19 protein-coding genes and 1 tRNA gene are annotated in these 17,728 nt (G+C 62.5%); 11 read left to right on the top strand and 9 right to left on the bottom strand.

Translation table 11 applies throughout. The features are described from left to right. Positions 1–4: 4 nt before the first annotated feature. From ACF8R3_RS00965 to ACF8R3_RS00955, 3 genes are all read right to left on the bottom strand, one after another. Positions 5–250, bottom strand: coding sequence for a hypothetical protein (locus ACF8R3_RS00965; protein ID WP_023533238.1), 246 nt, complete (start codon positions 248–250; stop codon positions 5–7). A gap of 83 nt (positions 251–333) precedes the next feature. Next, a complete protein-coding gene (locus tag ACF8R3_RS00960) occupies positions 334–675 on the bottom strand; it encodes a zinc ribbon domain-containing protein YjdM (RefSeq protein ID WP_058603098.1) in 342 nt (113 codons plus the stop codon). Positions 676–802: 127 nt separating this feature from the next. Beyond that, on the bottom strand, positions 803–1,771 hold the full coding sequence (locus ACF8R3_RS00955; protein ID WP_058638612.1) for a polyprenyl synthetase family protein: 969 nt from the start codon (positions 1,769–1,771) through the stop codon (positions 803–805). A gap of 244 nt (positions 1,772–2,015) precedes the next feature. Here ACF8R3_RS00955 and rplU point away from each other — a divergent pair, with 244 nt between their 5' ends. The 5 genes from rplU (at position 2,016) to ACF8R3_RS00930 (ending at position 5,704) form a co-directional block, all read left to right on the top strand. Then, positions 2,016–2,330 carry a 50S ribosomal protein L21 gene (gene rplU, locus ACF8R3_RS00950; protein WP_023533254.1) on the top strand — a complete coding sequence of 105 codons (315 nt, stop codon included), beginning with the start codon at positions 2,016–2,018 and terminating at the stop codon, positions 2,328–2,330. Between the two features lie 38 nt (positions 2,331–2,368). Beyond that, on the top strand, positions 2,369–2,626 hold the full coding sequence (rpmA, locus tag ACF8R3_RS00945; protein ID WP_023533198.1) for a 50S ribosomal protein L27: 258 nt from the start codon (positions 2,369–2,371) through the stop codon (positions 2,624–2,626). Between the two features lie 189 nt (positions 2,627–2,815). Beyond that, complete coding sequence (cgtA, locus tag ACF8R3_RS00940; RefSeq protein WP_058638611.1) at positions 2,816–4,042, top strand: Obg family GTPase CgtA; 1,227 nt, start codon at positions 2,816–2,818, stop codon at positions 4,040–4,042. 85 nt (positions 4,043–4,127) lie between these two features. Continuing rightward, positions 4,128–5,246: a glutamate 5-kinase gene (proB, locus tag ACF8R3_RS00935; RefSeq protein ID WP_058603097.1), complete on the top strand. Its 1,119-nt coding sequence runs from the start codon at positions 4,128–4,130 to the stop codon at positions 5,244–5,246. Between the two features lie 2 nt (positions 5,247–5,248). Beyond that, a complete protein-coding gene (locus tag ACF8R3_RS00930) occupies positions 5,249–5,704 on the top strand; it encodes a CreA family protein (RefSeq protein ID WP_371259680.1) in 456 nt (151 codons plus the stop codon). Between the two features lie 134 nt (positions 5,705–5,838). Here ACF8R3_RS00930 and mksF read toward each other — a convergent pair whose 3' ends face one another. The 3 genes from mksF to mksB are packed head-to-tail and all read right to left on the bottom strand — an operon-like array spanning position 5,839 to position 10,653. Further along, entirely contained in the window at positions 5,839–8,670 is a 2,832-nt protein-coding gene (mksF, locus tag ACF8R3_RS00925) for an Mks condensin complex protein MksF (RefSeq protein WP_058603096.1), read from the bottom strand. Then, on the bottom strand, positions 8,667–9,374 hold the full coding sequence (mksE, locus tag ACF8R3_RS00920) for an Mks condensin complex protein MksE (RefSeq protein ID WP_100852240.1): 708 nt from the start codon (positions 9,372–9,374) through the stop codon (positions 8,667–8,669). Before mksE ends, mksF begins: the two co-directional genes overlap by 4 nt. Next, a complete protein-coding gene (mksB, locus tag ACF8R3_RS00915; RefSeq protein ID WP_392514637.1) occupies positions 9,364–10,653 on the bottom strand; it encodes an Mks condensin complex protein MksB in 1,290 nt (429 codons plus the stop codon). The genes mksE and mksB overlap by 11 nt, the downstream gene beginning before the upstream one ends. Positions 10,654–10,875: 222 nt before the next feature. Here mksB and ACF8R3_RS00910 point away from each other — a divergent pair, with 222 nt between their 5' ends. The 3 genes from ACF8R3_RS00910 to ACF8R3_RS00900 are packed head-to-tail and all read left to right on the top strand — an operon-like array spanning position 10,876 to position 12,745. Further along, on the top strand, positions 10,876–11,661 hold the full coding sequence (locus ACF8R3_RS00910; protein WP_078479453.1) for an energy transducer TonB: 786 nt from the start codon (positions 10,876–10,878) through the stop codon (positions 11,659–11,661). Beyond that, a complete protein-coding gene (rimI, locus tag ACF8R3_RS00905; RefSeq protein WP_392514635.1) occupies positions 11,658–12,110 on the top strand; it encodes a ribosomal protein S18-alanine N-acetyltransferase in 453 nt (150 codons plus the stop codon). Before ACF8R3_RS00910 ends, rimI begins: the two co-directional genes overlap by 4 nt. A gap of 41 nt (positions 12,111–12,151) precedes the next feature. Beyond that, positions 12,152–12,745, top strand: a complete 594-nt coding sequence (locus ACF8R3_RS00900; protein ID WP_392514633.1) for a D-Ala-D-Ala carboxypeptidase family metallohydrolase — start codon at positions 12,152–12,154, stop codon at positions 12,743–12,745. 193 nt (positions 12,746–12,938) lie between these two features. Here ACF8R3_RS00900 and ACF8R3_RS00895 read toward each other — a convergent pair. After that, a tRNA-Met gene (locus tag ACF8R3_RS00895) sits at positions 12,939–13,015 on the bottom strand. A 313-nt stretch (positions 13,016–13,328) separates the two neighbouring features. Here ACF8R3_RS00895 and ACF8R3_RS00890 point away from each other — a divergent pair. The 3 genes from ACF8R3_RS00890 to ACF8R3_RS00880 all read left to right on the top strand — a co-directional run bounded on the left by ACF8R3_RS00890 (position 13,329) and on the right by ACF8R3_RS00880 (position 16,039). Continuing rightward, entirely contained in the window at positions 13,329–14,543 is a 1,215-nt protein-coding gene (locus tag ACF8R3_RS00890) for an MFS transporter (protein WP_078479114.1), read from the top strand. 119 nt (positions 14,544–14,662) lie between these two features. Then, a complete protein-coding gene (locus ACF8R3_RS00885; RefSeq protein ID WP_167338938.1) occupies positions 14,663–14,800 on the top strand; it encodes a hypothetical protein in 138 nt (45 codons plus the stop codon). A gap of 78 nt (positions 14,801–14,878) precedes the next feature. Further along, positions 14,879–16,039 carry an MFS transporter gene (locus tag ACF8R3_RS00880; protein ID WP_058638607.1) on the top strand — a complete coding sequence of 387 codons (1,161 nt, stop codon included), beginning with the start codon at positions 14,879–14,881 and terminating at the stop codon, positions 16,037–16,039. A 67-nt stretch (positions 16,040–16,106) separates the two neighbouring features. On the opposite strand, the gene ACF8R3_RS00875 is transcribed toward ACF8R3_RS00880, so the two are convergent. Together ACF8R3_RS00875 and ACF8R3_RS00870 are read right to left on the bottom strand one after the other, a co-directional pair. Continuing rightward, entirely contained in the window at positions 16,107–17,060 is a 954-nt protein-coding gene (locus tag ACF8R3_RS00875) for a FecR domain-containing protein (RefSeq protein ID WP_392514631.1), read from the bottom strand. Beyond that, complete coding sequence (locus tag ACF8R3_RS00870; protein ID WP_027915459.1) at positions 17,047–17,562, bottom strand: sigma-70 family RNA polymerase sigma factor; 516 nt, start codon at positions 17,560–17,562, stop codon at positions 17,047–17,049. Before ACF8R3_RS00870 ends, ACF8R3_RS00875 begins: the two co-directional genes overlap by 14 nt. Between the last annotated feature and the right edge of the window lie 166 nt (positions 17,563–17,728).

Here is a 17,728-nt window from a genome sequence, read left to right as displayed (position 1 = left end):
ACTGTCAGTTCCAGTCTGTTCCCACCGGGCGCAATGCCCGTGCATAGCAGAACAGAAACAAGTTGCGCACCAGCTCCTTCAGCACCCCCGGCTCATTCGAATTCAGCCCGCGCAGGTCCAGATCGCCCTGGTCGCGCAGTTCGTCCAGCGCCTCTGCTTCGAGCACCGCGCACACTTCACCGGTCTCACGATGAAGAATGCGCAGATACGGATGAGGGCGGTCCAGCCAGGCATCGATCAGATAAGTCATGACTACTCTCCTTGGATAACTTTCCAATGAGAATAATTCTTATTATCAAAATAGCAAGAACCAATTGGCGGATCTGGGTGAAATCAGACCTTGCGCACGAATTCCGATTTCAGTTTCATCGCGCCAATGCCGTCGATCTTGCAGTCGATATCGTGGTCACCGTCGCACAGGCGGATGTTCTTGACCTTGGTGCCGACCTTGACCACCAGGGACGAGCCCTTGACCTTCAAGTCCTTGATCACGGTCACGGTGTCGCCGTCTTGTAGCACGTTGCCGACTGAATCTTTTTTCACCACATCGTCATTGGCAGGTTCGGCTTCGCCGTTGGCCGACCATTCGTGGGCACATTCAGGGCAGATCAGCTGCGTGCCATCCTCGTAGGTGTATTCGGAATTGCATTTGGGGCAGGGTGGCAACGTACTCACTTCGGTTCCTCGAACAGACAAGCGGAAAAAGCCGCCATTGTAGAAGGTCTGGTTTCAGAAGTGATTATGTCCGGACAAAAGTCCGTAGCGGTTCGGGGACGAACCGCGTGTGGGGAAGGGCGTGCCGTCAGTGGGTGCGTGCGACCGCGAACTGGCTGAGCTCGACCAACGCATCCCGGTATTCGCTGGCAGGGAGCACTTCCAGGCACTCGATAGCGCGCTTGACGTAATCCTGCGCCAGGGCTGCGGTGTACTTGAGTGCACCCGATGCCTCTACGGCGGCACGGATCTGCTCCAGGTCTTCGAGGCCGCCTTTCTGAATGGCCTGACGCACCAGCGCTGCCTGCTCGGCAGTGCCCTCGCGCATGGTGTAGATCAAAGGCAGGGTGGGCTTGCCCTCGGCCAGGTCGTCGCCCACGTTCTTGCCCAGTGCTTCGGCATCGCCTTCATAGTCAAGCAGGTCGTCGACCAGCTGGAAAGCCACGCCCAGGTGGTCACCGAACATGCGCAAGGCCTCGCGCTGGGCATCGGAGGCCTGGGCCAGCGCCGCAGCACTGTGGGTAGAGGCTTCGAACAGCATGGCAGTCTTGCCGCGGATGACGTCCATGTAGACCTCCTCGGTGGTGCTGGCATCGCGTACCCGCGACAGCTGCAGCACTTCGCCTTCGGCGATGACCCGGGTAGCCCTGGACAGAATCTGCATGACCGGCATCGACCCCAGTTCGACCATCATCTCGAACGAACGGGAATAGAGGAAATCACCGACCAGCACGCTTGGGGCATTGCCCCACAGGGCGTTGGCCGTGGAGCGGCCGCGGCGCATGCCCGACATGTCGACCACGTCATCGTGCAGCAGGGTAGCGGTGTGCAGGAACTCGATGGTGGCCGCCAGTAGCCGCAGGTCGTCGCCCCGGTGGCCCAGAGCCTTGCCGCACAGCAACACCAGCAATGGACGCAGGCGCTTGCCGCCGGCCGACGTGATATAGTCGCCGATCTTCGATACCAGCGGCACGCGCGAGGTCAGCTGCTTCTTGATGATCTCGTCGACGGCGCTGAAATCGTCAGCCACCGCACGGTAGAAGGTTTGGGGTTGCATCGGCTGCTCCAGTGAGGTTGCGCGGCATGCTAGGTTGCGGGTCCCGGTGTGTCAAGGCACGGTGCCGGTCGGTCGGGCGCTGCACTTGCAAGCAAAACCTGTGTTGCGTACAATCGCGCACCCTAACTTCCTGGGCAGCACCTGCCTTACGCAATTGCGCCGGGCCGTTCCAGCCCTGTGCAGCCATGCCAGCCAATACTCATCATATAAAGCGCTGGGTGAGCAGGATTATCGGAGAAATACCATGTCTTACGCAGTAATCGTTACCGGCGGCAAGCAGTACAAAGTCGCTGAAGGTGAATTCCTCAAGGTCGAGAAACTGGAAGTCGCCACTGGCGAGTCCGTGACTTTCGATCGCGTTCTGCTGGTCGCCAACGGTGAAGAAGTCACCATCGGTGCTCCAGTTGTTGCTGGCGCTAAAGTAGTGGCCGAAGTCGTTTCGCAAGGCCGCCACGACAAGGTTCGCATCATCAAGTTCCGTCGTCGTAAGCACCACATGAAGCGCATGGGCCACCGCCAGTGGTTCACCGAGATCAAAATCACCGGCATCCAGGCTTAATCCCCTAGATCCCCTGAATTTATTTGGAGAATTGAACCATGGCTCACAAGAAGGCTGGTGGTAGTACTCGTAACGGTCGCGACTCAGAATCGAAACGCCTTGGCGTGAAGATGTATGGCGGCCAGGTTATCAAGCCAGGCAACATCATCGTCCGCCAGCGCGGCACCGAATTCCACCCAGGCTACGGCGTGGGCATCGGTAAAGATCACACCCTGTTCGCCAAGATCGAAGGCGTGATCAAGTTCGAAAAGAAAGGCGAGTTCAACCGCCGTTACGTGAGCATCGTCGCAGCCTAATCGCGACGTCGCTCCAAAAGCCCCGTCATGCGACGGGGCTTTTTCGTTTGTGGTGAGCCTCTTGCAAAGCTGTTTGTATGGGTTGCCGGCGTGGGTTTCTACGGTCGTACGGGGCCGCCGCGCTCATTTTTGCAAGAGCCTCATGTTTATCAGTGTTCAACTCGTCGGAAGGCGAGAGGCGGTTTTTGAATGAAGTTTGTTGACGAAGTATCCATTCGGGTCAAGGCCGGTGACGGCGGTAACGGTTGCATGAGCTTCCGCCGCGAGAAGTTCATCGAGAACGGTGGCCCCAACGGCGGCGATGGCGGTGACGGTGGCTCGGTGTTCATGGTGGCAGACGAGAACCTCAACACCCTGGTCGACTATCGCTACACCCGTCACCACGAAGCCCAGCGCGGCGCCAATGGCGGCAGCACCGACTGCACGGGCAAGAAGGGCGAAGACCTGTTCCTGCGTGTGCCGGTGGGCACTACTGTGATCGATGCCTCCACGCAGGAAGTGATCGGTGACCTGGTCAAGCCGGGGCAGAAGCTGATGGTCGCCCAGGGCGGCTGGCACGGCCTGGGCAATACCCGTTTCAAATCCAGTACCAACCGTGCACCGCGCCAGACCACCCCTGGCAAGCCGGGTGAGCAGCGCGACTTGAAGATGGAAATGAAAGTGCTGGCCGATGTGGGCCTGCTGGGCCTGCCGAATGCGGGCAAGAGCACCTTTATCCGCTCGGTATCGGCCGCCAAGCCGAAAGTGGCCGACTACCCGTTCACTACTCTGGTGCCGAACCTGGGCGTGGTCAGTGTCGACCGCTGGAAAAGCTTCGTCATCGCCGACATTCCTGGGCTGATCGAAGGTGCCTCCGACGGTGCTGGCCTGGGTATCCGCTTCCTCAAGCACCTGGCGCGTACCCGTGTTCTGCTGCACCTGGTGGACATGGCGCCGCTGGACGAGAGCAGCCCGGCCGATGCCGCCGAAGTCATCGTCAACGAGCTGACCCGCTTCAGCCCGTCACTGGCTGAGCGTGAGCGCTGGTTGGTGCTGAACAAGGCCGACATGGTCATGGATGACGAGCGCGACGAGCGGGTCAAGGAAGTGGTCGAGCGCCTGCAGTGGGAGGGCCCTGTGTACGTGATCTCGGCCATCTCCAAGCAAGGTACCGAAAAGCTCAGCCACGACCTGATGCGCTACCTCGAAGACCGTGCCGACCGCCTGGCCAACGACCCGGCCTATGCCGAGGAACTGGCCGACCTCGACCAGCGCATCGAGGACGAGGCGCGGGCCCAGTTGCAGGCCCTGGACGATGCTCGCACCTTGCGCCGTACCGGTGTCAAGAGCGTGCACGACATCGGCGATGACGATGGCTGGGATGATGACTTCGAGGACGACGAAGACGGCCCGGAAATCATTTACGTGCGCGACTGATCGGTTGCAGTACACTAAACGCCGCTCGCTTGAGCGGCGTTTTTGTATCCACGGTATCTACAGATTCGACATAGGTTGGAAGACGATGCGAAGCAAGGTGACGGGCGCCAGGCGCTGGGTCGTGAAGATTGGCAGTGCGCTGCTGACCGCCGATGGCAAAGGCCTCGATCGCGGCGCCATGGCCGTGTGGGTCGAGCAGATGGTCGCGCTGCGTGAAGCGGGCGTGGAGTTGGTGCTGGTCTCCTCGGGCGCCGTGGCCGCCGGCATGAGCCAGCTGGGCTGGACGTCACGCCCCAGTGCGATGAACGAGCTGCAGGCAGCAGCGTCCATCGGTCAGATGCGCCTGGTGCAGGCCTGGGAGTCGAGTTTTGGCGAGCATGGCAAGCATACCGCGCAGATCCTGTTGACCCATGACGACCTGTCCGACCGCAAGCGCTACCTCAATGCGCGCAGCACCTTGCGCACCCTCGTCGAACTGGGCGTGGTGCCGGTGATCAATGAAAACGACACCGTGGTGACCGACGAAATTCGCTTCGGTGACAACGATACCCTGGCGGCATTGGTGGCTAACCTCGTGGAAGCCGACCTGCTGGTGATCCTGACCGACCGTGATGGCATGTTCGATGCCGACCCGCGCAACAACCCCGACGCGCAACTGATCTTCGAGGCCCGTGCCGATGATCCGGCGCTGGACGCCGTGGCCGGCAGCACCGGTGGTGCACTGGGGCGCGGCGGTATGCAGACCAAGCTGCGCGCTGCGCGCTTGGCGGCACGCTCCGGTGCCCACACCATCATCATTGGCGGGCGCATCGAGCGCGTGCTTGATCGTCTCAAGGCCGGTGAGCGGTTGGGCACCTTGCTGTCGCCTGAGCGTGGCATGCTGGCAGCCCGCAAGCAGTGGCTGGCGGGCCATTTGCAGACCCGCGGCACGCTGGTGTTGGACGAGGGTGCGGTACAGGCACTGCGCCAGGCCAACAAGAGTTTGCTGCCAGTGGGCGTCAAGGCCATCCAGGGCAGCTTCAGACGTGGCGAGATGGTGGTATGCGTGGGCCCTGATGGGTTGGAGGTGGCCAGGGGCCTGGCCAACTACAGTGCCCTGGAGGCGCAGAAGATCATCGGGCAATCCTCCGACGTCATCGAGTCTATCCTGGGTTATAGCGCCGAGCCTGAGCTGGTGCATCGTGACAATCTGGTGCTGGTATGAACATGCTGAAGAAACTGTTTGTCGTGGCAGCCCTTGGGTTGCCGATGCTGGCTGGCGCCGAGGAAATCGGCCAGGTGTCCACTGTCTTCAAGTTTCTAGGGCCGAACGACCGCATCGTCGTGGAAGCCTTCGACGACCCCAAGGTCGAAGGTGTGACGTGCTACCTGTCGCGAGCCAAGACGGGGGGTGTGAAGGGTGGACTGGGGTTGGCCGAGGACCGCGCCGAGGCCTCGATCGCCTGCCGTCAGGTAGGACCGATCAGCTTCAAGGGCGAGCTCAAGGATGGCGATGAGGTATTCAAGGAGCGCACATCGCTGGTATTCAAGACCATGCAGGTGGTGCGCTTCCTGGACAAGAAGCGCAATACGCTGGTGTATCTGGTATACAGCGACCGCATCGTCGAAGGCAGCCCGCAGAATGCCGTGACGGCGATTCCGATTCTGCCGTGGGCTCAGTGATAGGCAGGTCTGGGTCGATTTGAGTTGGATGCGTTGTGAGTGTTGAGGTGGGGGTGATGGGAGGCGTGTCAGTCCCAGAACCTCAGCTTCGCAACATCCATTGTCGGGGCCGCAACGCGGCCCCACGATCTCCGTCAGATAACCACTTCACCCTGATCTTCGCGTACCACCACCTTCACCTCCTCCAGCGGGCTGATGAACTTCCAGTCCGATTCGTCGATGTAGATGCCGTTGGGGCCGCTGCCGCCTTCCAGGTCGATGGCCACGTGTGCCGAAACCTGCGGTTTGACGCTCGCCAGGATCGGCACGAAGCCCAGCTGCAGGCTGGTCTCCAGCAATGCCGCCTGGTTGCGTTCGTCGATGTCCGCCGCTTCGTCCAGGTAGTACGGCAGGCGCACACGCCCAGCCAAGTCGCGGTCCATCAGGTGCAGCAACAGGTACATGTTGGTCAGCGCCTTGATGGTCATGGTCGTGCCGTTGGACGCCGCGCCGTCGATGTCGGCGTGGATGATCGGCTGGCCGTTGACCTTGGTGATCTCGAACGCCAGCTCGAACAGGTCCTTCAACCCCAGCTGGTTATGGTTCGCGGCGACCAGGCGCGCCAGGTATTCCTTGGCCTGCTCGTTCCGGTTGTCCTGGTCGGCGTTCTGGGTGAGGTCGAACACCGACAGGGTTTCGCCTTCTTCATATTGGCCAGCACTGTGGATGATCTGGTCGATGTGCTTGAGCGCCTCCTTGTTCGGTGCCAGCACCACACGGAAGCTTTCCAGGTTCGACACCTGGCGTCGGTTGATCTCGCGGTTGAACAGGGCAAGCTGGTGCTCGAGGCTGTCGTAGTCGCTGCGGATGTTGCGCAGGGTACGGGCAATGTCCGTCACGGCAGCGCGACGCGCCTTGGCCAGGGTCAATGCCTCGTCGGTACGGTGGGCATAGGCGTTGACCAGCAACTGCAGGCGGCGCTCCATGTCGTCTTCGCTGTCGAACTTGGCCACGCCTTTGAGGCGCACCTGCGCGTACAACGCTTCGATCTGGTTATCCACCCGCTGCAGGCTCTGCCAGCTGTCCTGGTAGTCGTTGAGCAGTGGCAGCAGGTTGTCCATGGAGTCGTCGATGGCTTCCATGAACGGGGTGCCGAGGGGCAGGTCGGCCGGTAGCAACTGACGGCGGCGCAATGCATCGTCCAGGGTGCGTTGCTTGGACTCCAGGTCACCCAACTGGCGCGCCACCAGTTGCAGCTTGGCCGACAGCTGCTGTACCCGCTCGGTAAACGCATCGCTGGAGCGCTTGAGTTCATCCTGAGCGGCCTCCATTTGTGCGAGCTGTTCGAGCTTGGCAGGCTCTTCGGCGGCCAGGGTCTGGCTGCGGCGGTAGTCTTCCAGGGCTTTCTGGGCGTCGAGTACCTGCTGGTACAGCGCTTCGGTCTGCGCCTTGGAAGCCGAGCGGTCGGCGCTCACTGCCTGCTGGGTCTTGAGCTGGCGCAGCTCCTTGTCCAGGCGCTCCTTCTGATCACGCAGCGCGGCGCGGTCAGCCAGCGCCTGCAAGGCCGGTGGGTCGATGTGGGACAGGTCGATGGACAGGCCAGGCACCTCGAAACGCTCACCCTTGAAGCGGTCGAGCACCGCTTCAAGGGATTTCACCCACAGGTCGCTGTCGTCCAGCTCGATGCCACGCTCACCCAATGGCAGGCTGAACAGGGCACCGTTGAACAGGCGCATCAGGCGGTCGACATCCTGCTGCGAGAACTCTTCGCGCAAACGGGCATAACTGTTGTTGTCGGCGTGATCGAGCTGCTGCTTGACCTGCCTGAGGCGTTTTTCCAGGTCGCCAACGCGCTGGTCGAGGTCTTCGGCACTGAACTGACGGGACTGGGCCAGGGCGCCGGCGAGCTCGTCATGGGCATCCTTGGCCGCCAGCAACTGCTGCTCCAGCACCTTGACGTCATCGACCAAAGCAAAACGATGGCGCAACACCGACAGCTCGCCTAGCCAGCGCTGGATGCCGGTGATTTCACGCTCAAGGCGCATCAGCTCCTGGGTGCCGCCGCGCTGATCGTTTTGCAAGCGGTCCTGTTCACCCCGGTAATGCTCGGCCTGGATGACCAGCTCTTCCTTGCGCGCCATGGCGTAGTCCTGCCAGGTACCCAGCAGGTTGTCGAGCACCGGCGAAATACGGTGCAGCTTGCCGCGCAGGATGTCGCGTTGGGCAACGCCGCCGGCCAGTGCCTCGACCAGTGGGCCGGCGGCGACCAGGGCGTTGTAGTCCTGTTCCATGCGTCGCACATCGCGGAAGGCTTCTTCGCAGGCGGCAATGTAGTCGACACTGCCAGAACGCAGGCTGTGCTCGAAGGCATCGAGGAACAGCTGCTTGAGCTTGGCCGCCGTGATTTCGCGCATGTGCAGCAGGTTGATGAACAACGCGCGGAAGGTCTTGAGGCTCTGCTCGCTGGTCGAGCGCAGCGGGATCAGGGTCAGGTCCAGGGGCACCGAGGTATGACCGCCGACCAACAGGCGGCGCAGCTCGTCCGGCTTGAGCTCGTAGGCTTTGATGCCCTTGCTTTCAAGGTTGGTGAACAGCTCTTTCTGGCGCAGGCACGTGTCGTTCTTCTGATAGTGCGCCAGGTCCAGCTCGCCCTGGTAGGCAAAGAACTGGTGCCCGAAGCCGCCACCCGGCCCACGGCCGACGACCCCGATCACGTGCGGCCCGTGGGGCAGGCTCAGTTCGCAGAGGATGTACGAGGTGTCACTGGCGAAGTAGAAGCGGCGCGACTGCTCCAGGCTGTACTTGCCAAAGCTCATGTCCGACATGCGGGCCAGGATCGGGAACTGCAGGGCGTTGATCGATGCCGACTTGCCCAGGTTGTTGGCGCCGTACACCGACAGCGGGTGCTCCAGCGGGAACAAACCCAGGCTGTAGCCTGCCGTGTTGAGCAATGCGAAGCGGCGGATGCCGTAGCGTTCCTGGCTCATGCGTCGATCTCCTGTTGCTCTTGGCGGATGGCACGAGCCAGGGCCTGTTCCTCGTCTTCCTCAGCCTCGAACGGCGTCAGGTCGAGCGGATCGTCGGTGTGTTCGAGCATTGGCTCGGCGTGGTCTTCGGCCAGCACTGGGGTGGGCAAGGGCAGGGCGCTGTGCAGCGTCGCCGCCAGGTCCCGGTCCTGCTGCACGGCCAGGCAAACGTCCAGGAACCGGTGCATCGGCGGCAGGAAACGGTAGATGCCACCTTCTTCATGGGCGAAGCCAAGCTGGGTCATGCGGCGCAGGATCTTTTCTTCCAAGTCCTCGACCGTCTGCACCTCGGCCTGCAGGAACAGGTCACGGTATTTGTCGAGCAACGAAGGCAGTTCGTCGCGACCAACGCTGCCGCCGTCGAGCACCGCGATCGGGTCACGGCCTTGATCGGCCAGGTGCTCGACCAGAATGAAGGTGAACAGCGACAGGCGCTGCGCCGTCTTGTTGACCTGCGCCGCCGTCATGTCCGGCACGAAGTAGTAGAAACCGCGGGTGTCGCACACCAGCTCGAAGCCCAGGGCCTTGAACAGGCTGCGGTACTGGTCCTGGAAGTTGGACAACTGCGCGTACAGCTCCGGGTCGCGGCGGCTGATGTGGAAACCTTTGAACAGCTCGCGGAAGATCGGTGCGAGCTGGGACAGTTCGGAAAGATCAAGATGCATGGGCTGGGCTCGCGTGGGGTTCTGGGGACGCACTGGCGGCGTCTTCGCGGCTGGAAGTCAGGGCGTACGAACGCAGGCTGACGCGGTGTTCCTGGGTGTCGTAGTTACGCCGCTCGAGGCGCTCGCGGTTGAAGCGTTTTTCCCGTGACAGGCGCGAGAACCAGTACAGCAGTTCGTCGGTGGCGCCTTCGGGCTCCTGCTCCAGCAGCCACACCATCAGGTCTGGCAGAGGCAGTGCCTGTTCACAGCGTTCGGTCATTTCCTTGACCGTGCGCGGTGCGCGAGGCTTGGCGTCGGACGTGCTCTTGTGCGCCTTGGGAAAGCGCGCCGGTTTGGGCTCGAAGCGCGCCAAGGCATAGACATAGGCTTCGACCTGGCTGGCGCTACCCAGGAAGGTGCTCTGCGGCCGAGTGAACAACGGCATGGCCGCCTGTGGCAGCGCGTCCAGGCCCTTGCGGCGCACCACCGACAGTGCCAGGGCTGCGCCACGGGTAACTGCGTTATGACGCCGTGCTTCCTCGCGCAGCGGCAGCAGCAGCTCACGGGCATGACGCAGGGTAAGCTGGGCGCTGGTCTGCATCTCCAGAATGCGCGCATGGGTGCGCAGCAGCATGTCGTCATCGACCAGGTGGCCAAGGCGCGCCTGTTCACCGAGTAGCTTCAGCAGCACGGTCTCGACCTTGCGCACGCCCTGCTCGAAGGCGCCGTCGGCGTTGACCAGCTGGATCATCGGCTCGACGTATTCGTCCCAGGTGGCCAGCACCTCGGCATAGCGCTGGCGCAGCGGTATCTGGCGACTGCTGGTCTTGGCCCGCTCGGCGACGGCCACCAGGGCCTGCTCATCGTTGTCGAGCTTCTTCAACACGTCCCGCACGCGCATGTCCAGCAACCGCAGTTGCCGCGCCAGGTCGTCGCTGTCGCGGTTGTCGAAGGCATCCTGGATGTGCCCGGCCAGGCGCTCCAGATGACGCAGGTAGGCCTCGATCTCCAGGCACAGGCCGAGGCGATGTTCACGGCGCAGGTAGGCGAGAAAATCGTGGATCTGGGCATTGAGCTCGAAGCGGTTCGGGCTCTTGGCAACGGGTACCAGGATGTCCAGGCGGATCCACACATCGAGCAGTTGGGTAATGTCCTGCGGGGTGCTCTCGATCTGCTGGCGGGCCACATGCTGGCGCAGCTCTACCAGGCTGAGGGTGCCCTGGTCGAAACGCTCGCACAGCGGCTCGATCAGGGCCCAGTGTTCGGCTAGGGCACGCAGGACGCGCTTGGGTTCGATCATCGGCTTGGACTCGTTGCCAAGAAAAAGGGGGCGATTGTACTGCATCCGACGGGTTGGTTCTTATTCGCTTGCTCTGTCGTGCGACAGGCTGATCGACCACGCGCTTCCTGTGGCTTGCCCAGGCAGGCAGGGGATGCGTAAAAAACCGCCGAGCAGATGCGGCACTGGCAGGTCATCGGCGTTAGAATGCGCACCTGTCCCAACCCCCCTCGGATGACCGCCTTGCTTACCGAACAACGTCGCCGCGCCTATCTGTCCGCCATGCAAGTGGTGCACTGGCTGCCGCGCGCTGAGCTGCCGTTCGCCGCGCCGTCACGGCCCGAGCTGCTGCTGCCGTTGGCGCCGCCCGAGGACATCGATTTCGAGCCGCCGCCACGCCAGATAGCCGACAAATCACCTGTTGCCCCCCAGGCACGGGTCGTCGAGCGGCCGAAGATCGAGGTCCCGCGCCCTGGCGTTTCCGCCAAGGCCGCGGCCAAGCCTGTGGAGGCGCCCGAGCAGGCTGCGACCCCTCGCCCAGTGCCGGTACCGCCTCCGCGCTTTGCCTTGCAATTGCTGCGCGCTGGCGATTGCCTATTGCTGGTCGAGCTGGCCACCGGCCAGCCTTTCCAGAGCCGTGACCCGTCCTACCTGCTGCTCAAGGACATGCTGCGCGCCGCTGGCCTACCCGATGCCCCGCAGATCGTGGGTGAGCCAGTGCGCTGGCCGCTGCTGATGCGCGGCAACATGGACCAGGGCCCGGACGCAGCCCGCGATTTTGTACAGGGTTTTGTCCAGGCGCGTCTGGAAGAAGCGCCCTGCACCTGCCTGTGGCTGGTGGGTACGCCGGCGCTGCGCTTTGCTGCCGGCGCCGACGACCAGGCTTATTACCAAACCCTCAAGCTCGACGGCCTGGGCGAGGCGTGGGCCTTGCCGGGCCTGGAACTGTTGATGGACGAGCCGCAGCGTAAAGCGGACGTCTGGAAAGCCATGCGCCAGCTGATGGCGCGCTGGAAACCCGTTGAATGAGTGACTCGATCAGCTTTCGCCCCATGACCGAGGCGGATCTGGATGCCGTGCTGAAAATCGAATATGCCGCGTTCAGCCACCCCTGGACCCGCGGCATCTTTCTGGATGCCCTGAAATCCTATGAAGTCTGGCTGATGTTCGATGGGCAGCAACAGGTTGGCCACGGCGTGATCAACGTGATCATCGACGAAGCTCACCTGCTCAACATCACCGTCAAGCCGGAAAACCAGGGGCGCGGCCTGGGCTTGCGGCTGCTCGAACACCTGATGTCGCGCGCCTACCAGCTCAACGGTCGCGAGTGTTTCCTGGAGGTGAGGGCCAGCAACCCGGCTTATCGCCTGTACGAGCGTTTCGGCTTCAATGAAATCGGCCGCCGGCGCGACTATTATCCAGTTGCGGGTGGTCGCGAGGATGCGCTGGTGATGGCCTGCACGTTGTTCCCGGACTGAGCCAGCGGCAGGGCCGCTGCCGAGACGTGCAGGGGTGTGCCATGTCGAAGAAACGGAGTGTGGTTGCCGCGCTGTTGCTGGCGGTAAATTCGGCGTCCAGCGGGGCCCTGGCCGATGAACGCGACCTGAGGATGTTCGCCCAGTGGGCGGGTGAGCACCCGACACGGCCTTTTCGGGACATGCTCGTGCAGGCGCGCGTCTACGGCGTGGTGCCCATTGATCAGCTGCTGCGCTCGGCCTCGGACTGGAAATTGTGCCGGGCTTCACCGTTTGCCGTGCCGCCCAAGCAAAACTGGCCGGCCGTGCGCGCTACGCTGTCGTTGCTCCGAACGCTGGGTGAGCAACGAGCCTTGCCCGATTTCGAAGTGGTCTCCGCCTACCGTGATCCAGGCCTCAATCGCTGTGCCGGCGGGGCGATCGGCAGTGCGCATACCCAAGCATTTGCCGTGGATGTCTTGCTGGCGCCCTGGGCCGACCCCAACCCGCTGTGCCGTTTCTGGCAGCAGCACGGTCAGGCGTGGGGCATGGGCCTTGGCCGCTACCCAAGCGGTCGCATTCATCTGGACACGGCCGGCTACCGCACCTGGGGCGGTGACGGCAGCGCGGCGTCATCCTTTTGCAGCAAGCCCAGGTGAGTCAGCAATCCCGCTGTGGCTTAACGTGGCCTATCGCGCGCCCATGTCGCTCGCGCACTGGGCGTGGTTAGCCTGGTAGCTGTCTTTTTGGCGATGAGCGGTGTGAGGTGATTGCGCAGGCTCGCGAAGACCACCTGACTTTCTGGCGGGCAAAGAAAAAGGGCTTACCTTGCGGTAAGCCCTTCGTCTTGTTTGGTGGCTACACAGGGACTTGAACCCCGGACCCCAGCATTATGAATGCTATGCTCTAACCAACTGAGCTATGTAGCCGATGGCGCGCATTATTCTCTTGAACGGCCCCCCTGTCAACACGCTTTATAAAAAAATTTGCACGCTTTCAGAAACTTAGCGAGCGATCGCGGTCCGCGTAGCGTTATCGACCCGCTGAAACCCCGAATCGTGTGGTTGATCGGCTTCAATCTCGGCCTTTACCTGTTAGAGCCCCAGACTCGCTCGACCCTCTTTGAAGCCCATCAGCGTCTGGAAGAAATGCCTGGCCAGGCTGGATCTGGAAAAAAAGGTAGCTATGTATCTATTTGTATCCCGATAATCGGAGTCCAGCTTTCCGACGGAGATCCAGGCCATGGCCATCCCCAGCGCCGCCCCGGCGTCCACCCAAGCGCAGGCGAGCACCGCTACGCCGTTGGTGATGCGCATCATCGGCTTCTGCGCCTTGGCGCACCTGATCAATGATCTGATCCAGTCAGTGCTGCCGGCCATCTACCCAATGCTCAAGGCCAATTACGACTTGAGCTTCGCCCAGATCGGCATGATCACCCTGACGTTTCAGATCACCGCCTCGCTGCTGCAACCCTGGGTGGGCTTTTTCACCGACCGCCGGCCTACGCCCAACCTGCTGCCCATGGGCACGGTGTGCACGCTGATCGGTATCGTGATGCTGGCGTTCGTCGGCAGCTTCCCGATGATTCTGCTCGCCTCGGCCCTGGTGGGCATCGGCTCTTCGACATTCCATCCCGAAACCTCGCGTATTGCGCGATTGGCGTCCGGAGGCCGCTTTGGCCTGGCGCAATCGACCTTCCAGGTAGGCGGTAACACAGGTTCTGCCCTGGGCCCGTTGCTGGCTGCGGCCATCGTCATCCCGTTCGGGCAAACCCATGTCGCCTGGTTTGGCGTGGCTGCACTGTTCTTTCTCGCCGTGACCCTGATGCTGCGCCGCTGGTACATCGAGCACCTGAGCCAAGCCAAGGCGCGCAAGGTGGTACAGGCTACCCACGGCATCTCCCGCGGGCGCGTGGTTGCCGCGCTGGTGGTGCTGGGGCTGCTGGTGTTTTCCAAGTACTTCTACATGGCAAGCTTCACCAGCTACTTCACCTTCTACCTGATCGAGAAGTTCGGCGTATCGGTCGCCAGTTCGCAGTTGCACCTGTTCCTGTTCCTGGGCGCGGTCGCGGCGGGCACCTTCTTTGGCGGGCCCATCGGCGATCGCATCGGGCGCAAGGCGGTGATCTGGTTCTCGATTCTGGGCGTGGCACCGTTCACCCTGGCACTGCCTTACGCGGACCTGTTCTGGACAACGGTACTGAGCGTGGTGATCGGCTTCATCCTGGCCTCGGCATTCTCCGCCATCGTGGTGTATGCCCAGGAACTGGTGCCCGGTAGCGTAGGCATGATCGCGGGCATCTTCTTTGGCCTGATGTTCGGCTTTGGCGGCATCGGCGCGGCATTGCTGGGCTATGTGGCTGACCTGCGCGGTATCGAATACGTGTACGGGCTTTGCTCGTTCCTGCCCCTGTTCGGGGTGCTGGCGGTATTGCTGCCGAGCACGGGCAAGCGCTGATGCTCAGAAAGGGGCAGGGATGCCCCCTTGACGCCACAGGCACTGAGGCAATTGACGGTATCGCCTGCTCTGGCCTAGAGTGCCGCCTCTTGCTCACTTTCTGCGTAGTAGCCAAAGCAATGCGCCGTTTCCTGTCCTTGCCCTGTCGCCGTCAGCCTGCCCCGGATGGGCTGCGCCGTGCCTGGCCGAGCGACACCGTGCTCAAGCGCCGTCGCAGCGTCCTGTTTGCCTTCACCTTCTCGCCACACCTGAACTGATCAGCGTTCGAACAGCGTCCGCCGTGCTGGTGGGTGCGTTTTTGTCTGCACGTCTTATCGGTTTGCTGGGAGTGGTTCATGAACATGCGTTTGCTGGCGGGCTTACTGTTCGCCGTTTCGGTCGTGGGGTTCAGCCTGGGCGCGACCCTACCCCTGGTGTCGTTGCGCCTGCACGAGGCTGGCGCAGGCACCCTTGAAATTGGGATGATTTCCGCCATTCCGGCGGCTGGCATGATGCTGTCGGCCTTTCTGGTTGATGCCTGCTGCCGGTATTTCAAGCGACGCACACTCTATTTGCTGTGTTTCAGCCTGTGCACACTGAGCATCGGCCTGCTGGAACCCGCATTCGCCTCGTTGTGGTGGCTGGCCATCTTGCGCCTGGCACTGGGCCTTGGCATGGGCATCGCGATCATTCTTGGTGAGTCGTGGGTCAACGAGCTGTGCCAGGAGCATAACCGGGGGAAGATCATGGCCCTCTACGCCACCAGCTTTACCGGTTTCCAAGTGCTTGGGCCGGCGATGCTGGCGGTGCTTGGTGCCCACAGCCCCTGGATTACCGGCGTGGTCACGGCCTGCTATGGCCTGGCGTTGGCGTGCATCGTGGTGACGGTGCCCAATGACCGGGTGCTGCACGCTGAAGACGACAAGAGCTTCGGCCTGGCCGGCTTCTTTCGCGTGGCCCCGGCGCTGTGCGTGGCTGTGCTGTTTTTCTCGTTTTTCGATGCCGTGGTGCTCTCGCTCTTGCCGGTGTACGCCAGCAGCCACGGTTTTGCCGTGGGTGTGGCGGCGCTGATGGTGACCGTGGTGTTCGCAGGGGACATGCTGTTCCAGCTGCCGCTGGGCTGGCTTGCCGACCGCGTCGAGCGCACCGGCCTGCACCTGGCGTGCGGGGTAGTGGCCATGGCCATTGGCATCGGGTTGCCCTGGTTGCTGAACATGACGTGGCTGTTGTGGCCCTTGCTAGTAGTACTGGGTGCTGTCGCGGGCGGCATCTATACCCTGGCACTGGTGTTGATAGGCCAGCGTTTCAAAGGGCAGGACCTGGTCACCGCCAATGCCAGCGTCGGTTTGTTGTGGGGCGTCGGCAGCCTGGTGGGGCCGCTGATCAGTGGTGCGGCCATGGACGTGGCGCCCCACGGGCTGCCCATGGCGCTGGCATTGATGGCCGGGCTTTTCGTGTGCTTTGCACGGCAGTCTTATCGGCGTGAGCAGCCGTCCTGCACCCCCTCTGAAAGCTAGCGGATTTGCCTGCAGGAACGGCATTGCAGCTCGCTCCGGTGGTTACCAACTGAGCCGTGTCAGTGAGCTAAGCGGCGTCGATGTTGACCCAATACTGGGTGTGGTAATCGATACGCACTGGCAGGCTGCGGGCCAGTAGCTGCAGGATCTGATTGGTGTCGGCCAGCTGGTAGGTCCCGGAAACCATCAGTTTCGCCACCGCTGGGGCGCAGCGCAGCAGACCGGGGCGGTATCGGTTCAGCTCAGCGACGAAATCTGCCAGCGGCATTTGCCGGACGCTGAGCACACCCTGCGTCCAGCCCCAAGGGTCACTGGGCGGGGTGACGGCTTGATGGCTTCCATTGGCCTGCACGCGCAAGGTCTCGCCGGAATGCACCCGCACTGGCGTAGCACCGGTCATCACCGTGACTTCGCCCCGGCGCACCGCCACCAGCAAGCCGTGATCGCTCTGGCGCACCAGCAGTTGCCCGTCGAGGGTGCGCAGGGTGGCTATTCGGGTATCGATGAAGAACGGGCGTCTGTCGTCAGAATTGCTGTCCAGGCTGACTTCACCGCGCAGAAGCGCCAGGCGGCGTTGGCTCGCCGTGAAGCGCAGGTCGATGGCACTGGCGGTGTTCAGTTGGATGCGGCTGCCATCACTGCCTTGCAATTGTCGGCGCTCGCCGGTGGCAGTGGCACTGTCGGCCAGCAGCTCCGGCAGGCCCAGCGGCTCGCGCGCCATCCAGCCAAGGCCGCTGCCGACCACCAAAAAGGCCCCCAGCTTGAGCTGGTCGCGCCGGCTGATGCCCTGGCGCTTGCTGCCTTGCAGGGTACGACGGCTGAGGTCCTTGGGTAGCCCGGCGAGCTCATCGCCCAGGTTGCTGACGCGCTGCCAGGCCAACCCATTGTGAGGGTGCAACGACAACCATTGCTGGAACTGCGCCTGGGCATCCGGCCCTGGGCTGCCGAAGCGTAGCCTCACCAACCAGTCGATGGCCTGGTCGACCCGAGCCTGGGCGGGTGCTTGGTCAGGCGTCGGCATAACGCAACCGGTAGCAAGTCTTCAGCGCCTTGGCCAGGTCGCGCTCCACGGTCGCTTTCGAAACGCCCAGGAGCAAGCTGATCTGGATGATGCTCAGCCCGTCCAGTTGCGCATGCAGAAAGGCTTGGCGAGCACGCGGCTTGAGCTGGTGCAGGGCACGATCGAGGCGCTCCAGGCTGTCGAGAATGACCAGCCTGTGTTCTTCGCTCGGGATATCGGTTTCGGGTAGGTGCGCCAGGCTGTCCTGGTAGGCCCGCTCCAGCGCACGGCGACGAAACTGATCGATCATCAGGCCGCGGGCGATGCTGCTGAGGTAGGCGCGAGGCTCTTTCAACGGCGAGGTCTGCCGGGCGCGCAACAGGCGCACGAAGGTGTCCTGGGCCAGGTCGGCCGCATGTTCGCTGCAACCGACGCGACTGCGTAGCCAGCCGCGCAACCACGCATGGTGGGATTGGTAGAGCAGGGCGACCTCGGTCGGTTTGAGCGTGTCGGGAAGCTGCATCGTCGCCACGGTCGGTTCCTGTCGGATGTGATTGTGAATGGTTCTCAATTCTATGCGGGTCAGGCCATGGCGGGCAATGCTGCCTCAGGAATTACTTGCGCAAGATCCGGCAGTCGGCCGATGAGTGGCTGGGTTAAGCTGGCATCTCCACTGATCGATGGAGCCG

Origin of the sequence: Pseudomonas sp. FYR_7 (genome assembly GCF_043106155.1) — a bacterium.
In the GTDB taxonomy this organism is placed as follows: domain Bacteria; phylum Pseudomonadota; class Gammaproteobacteria; order Pseudomonadales; family Pseudomonadaceae; genus Aquipseudomonas; species Aquipseudomonas parafulva_B.
Note: the sequence above shows the minus strand (reverse complement) of the source record. Positions and strands in the feature narration are given on the sequence as shown.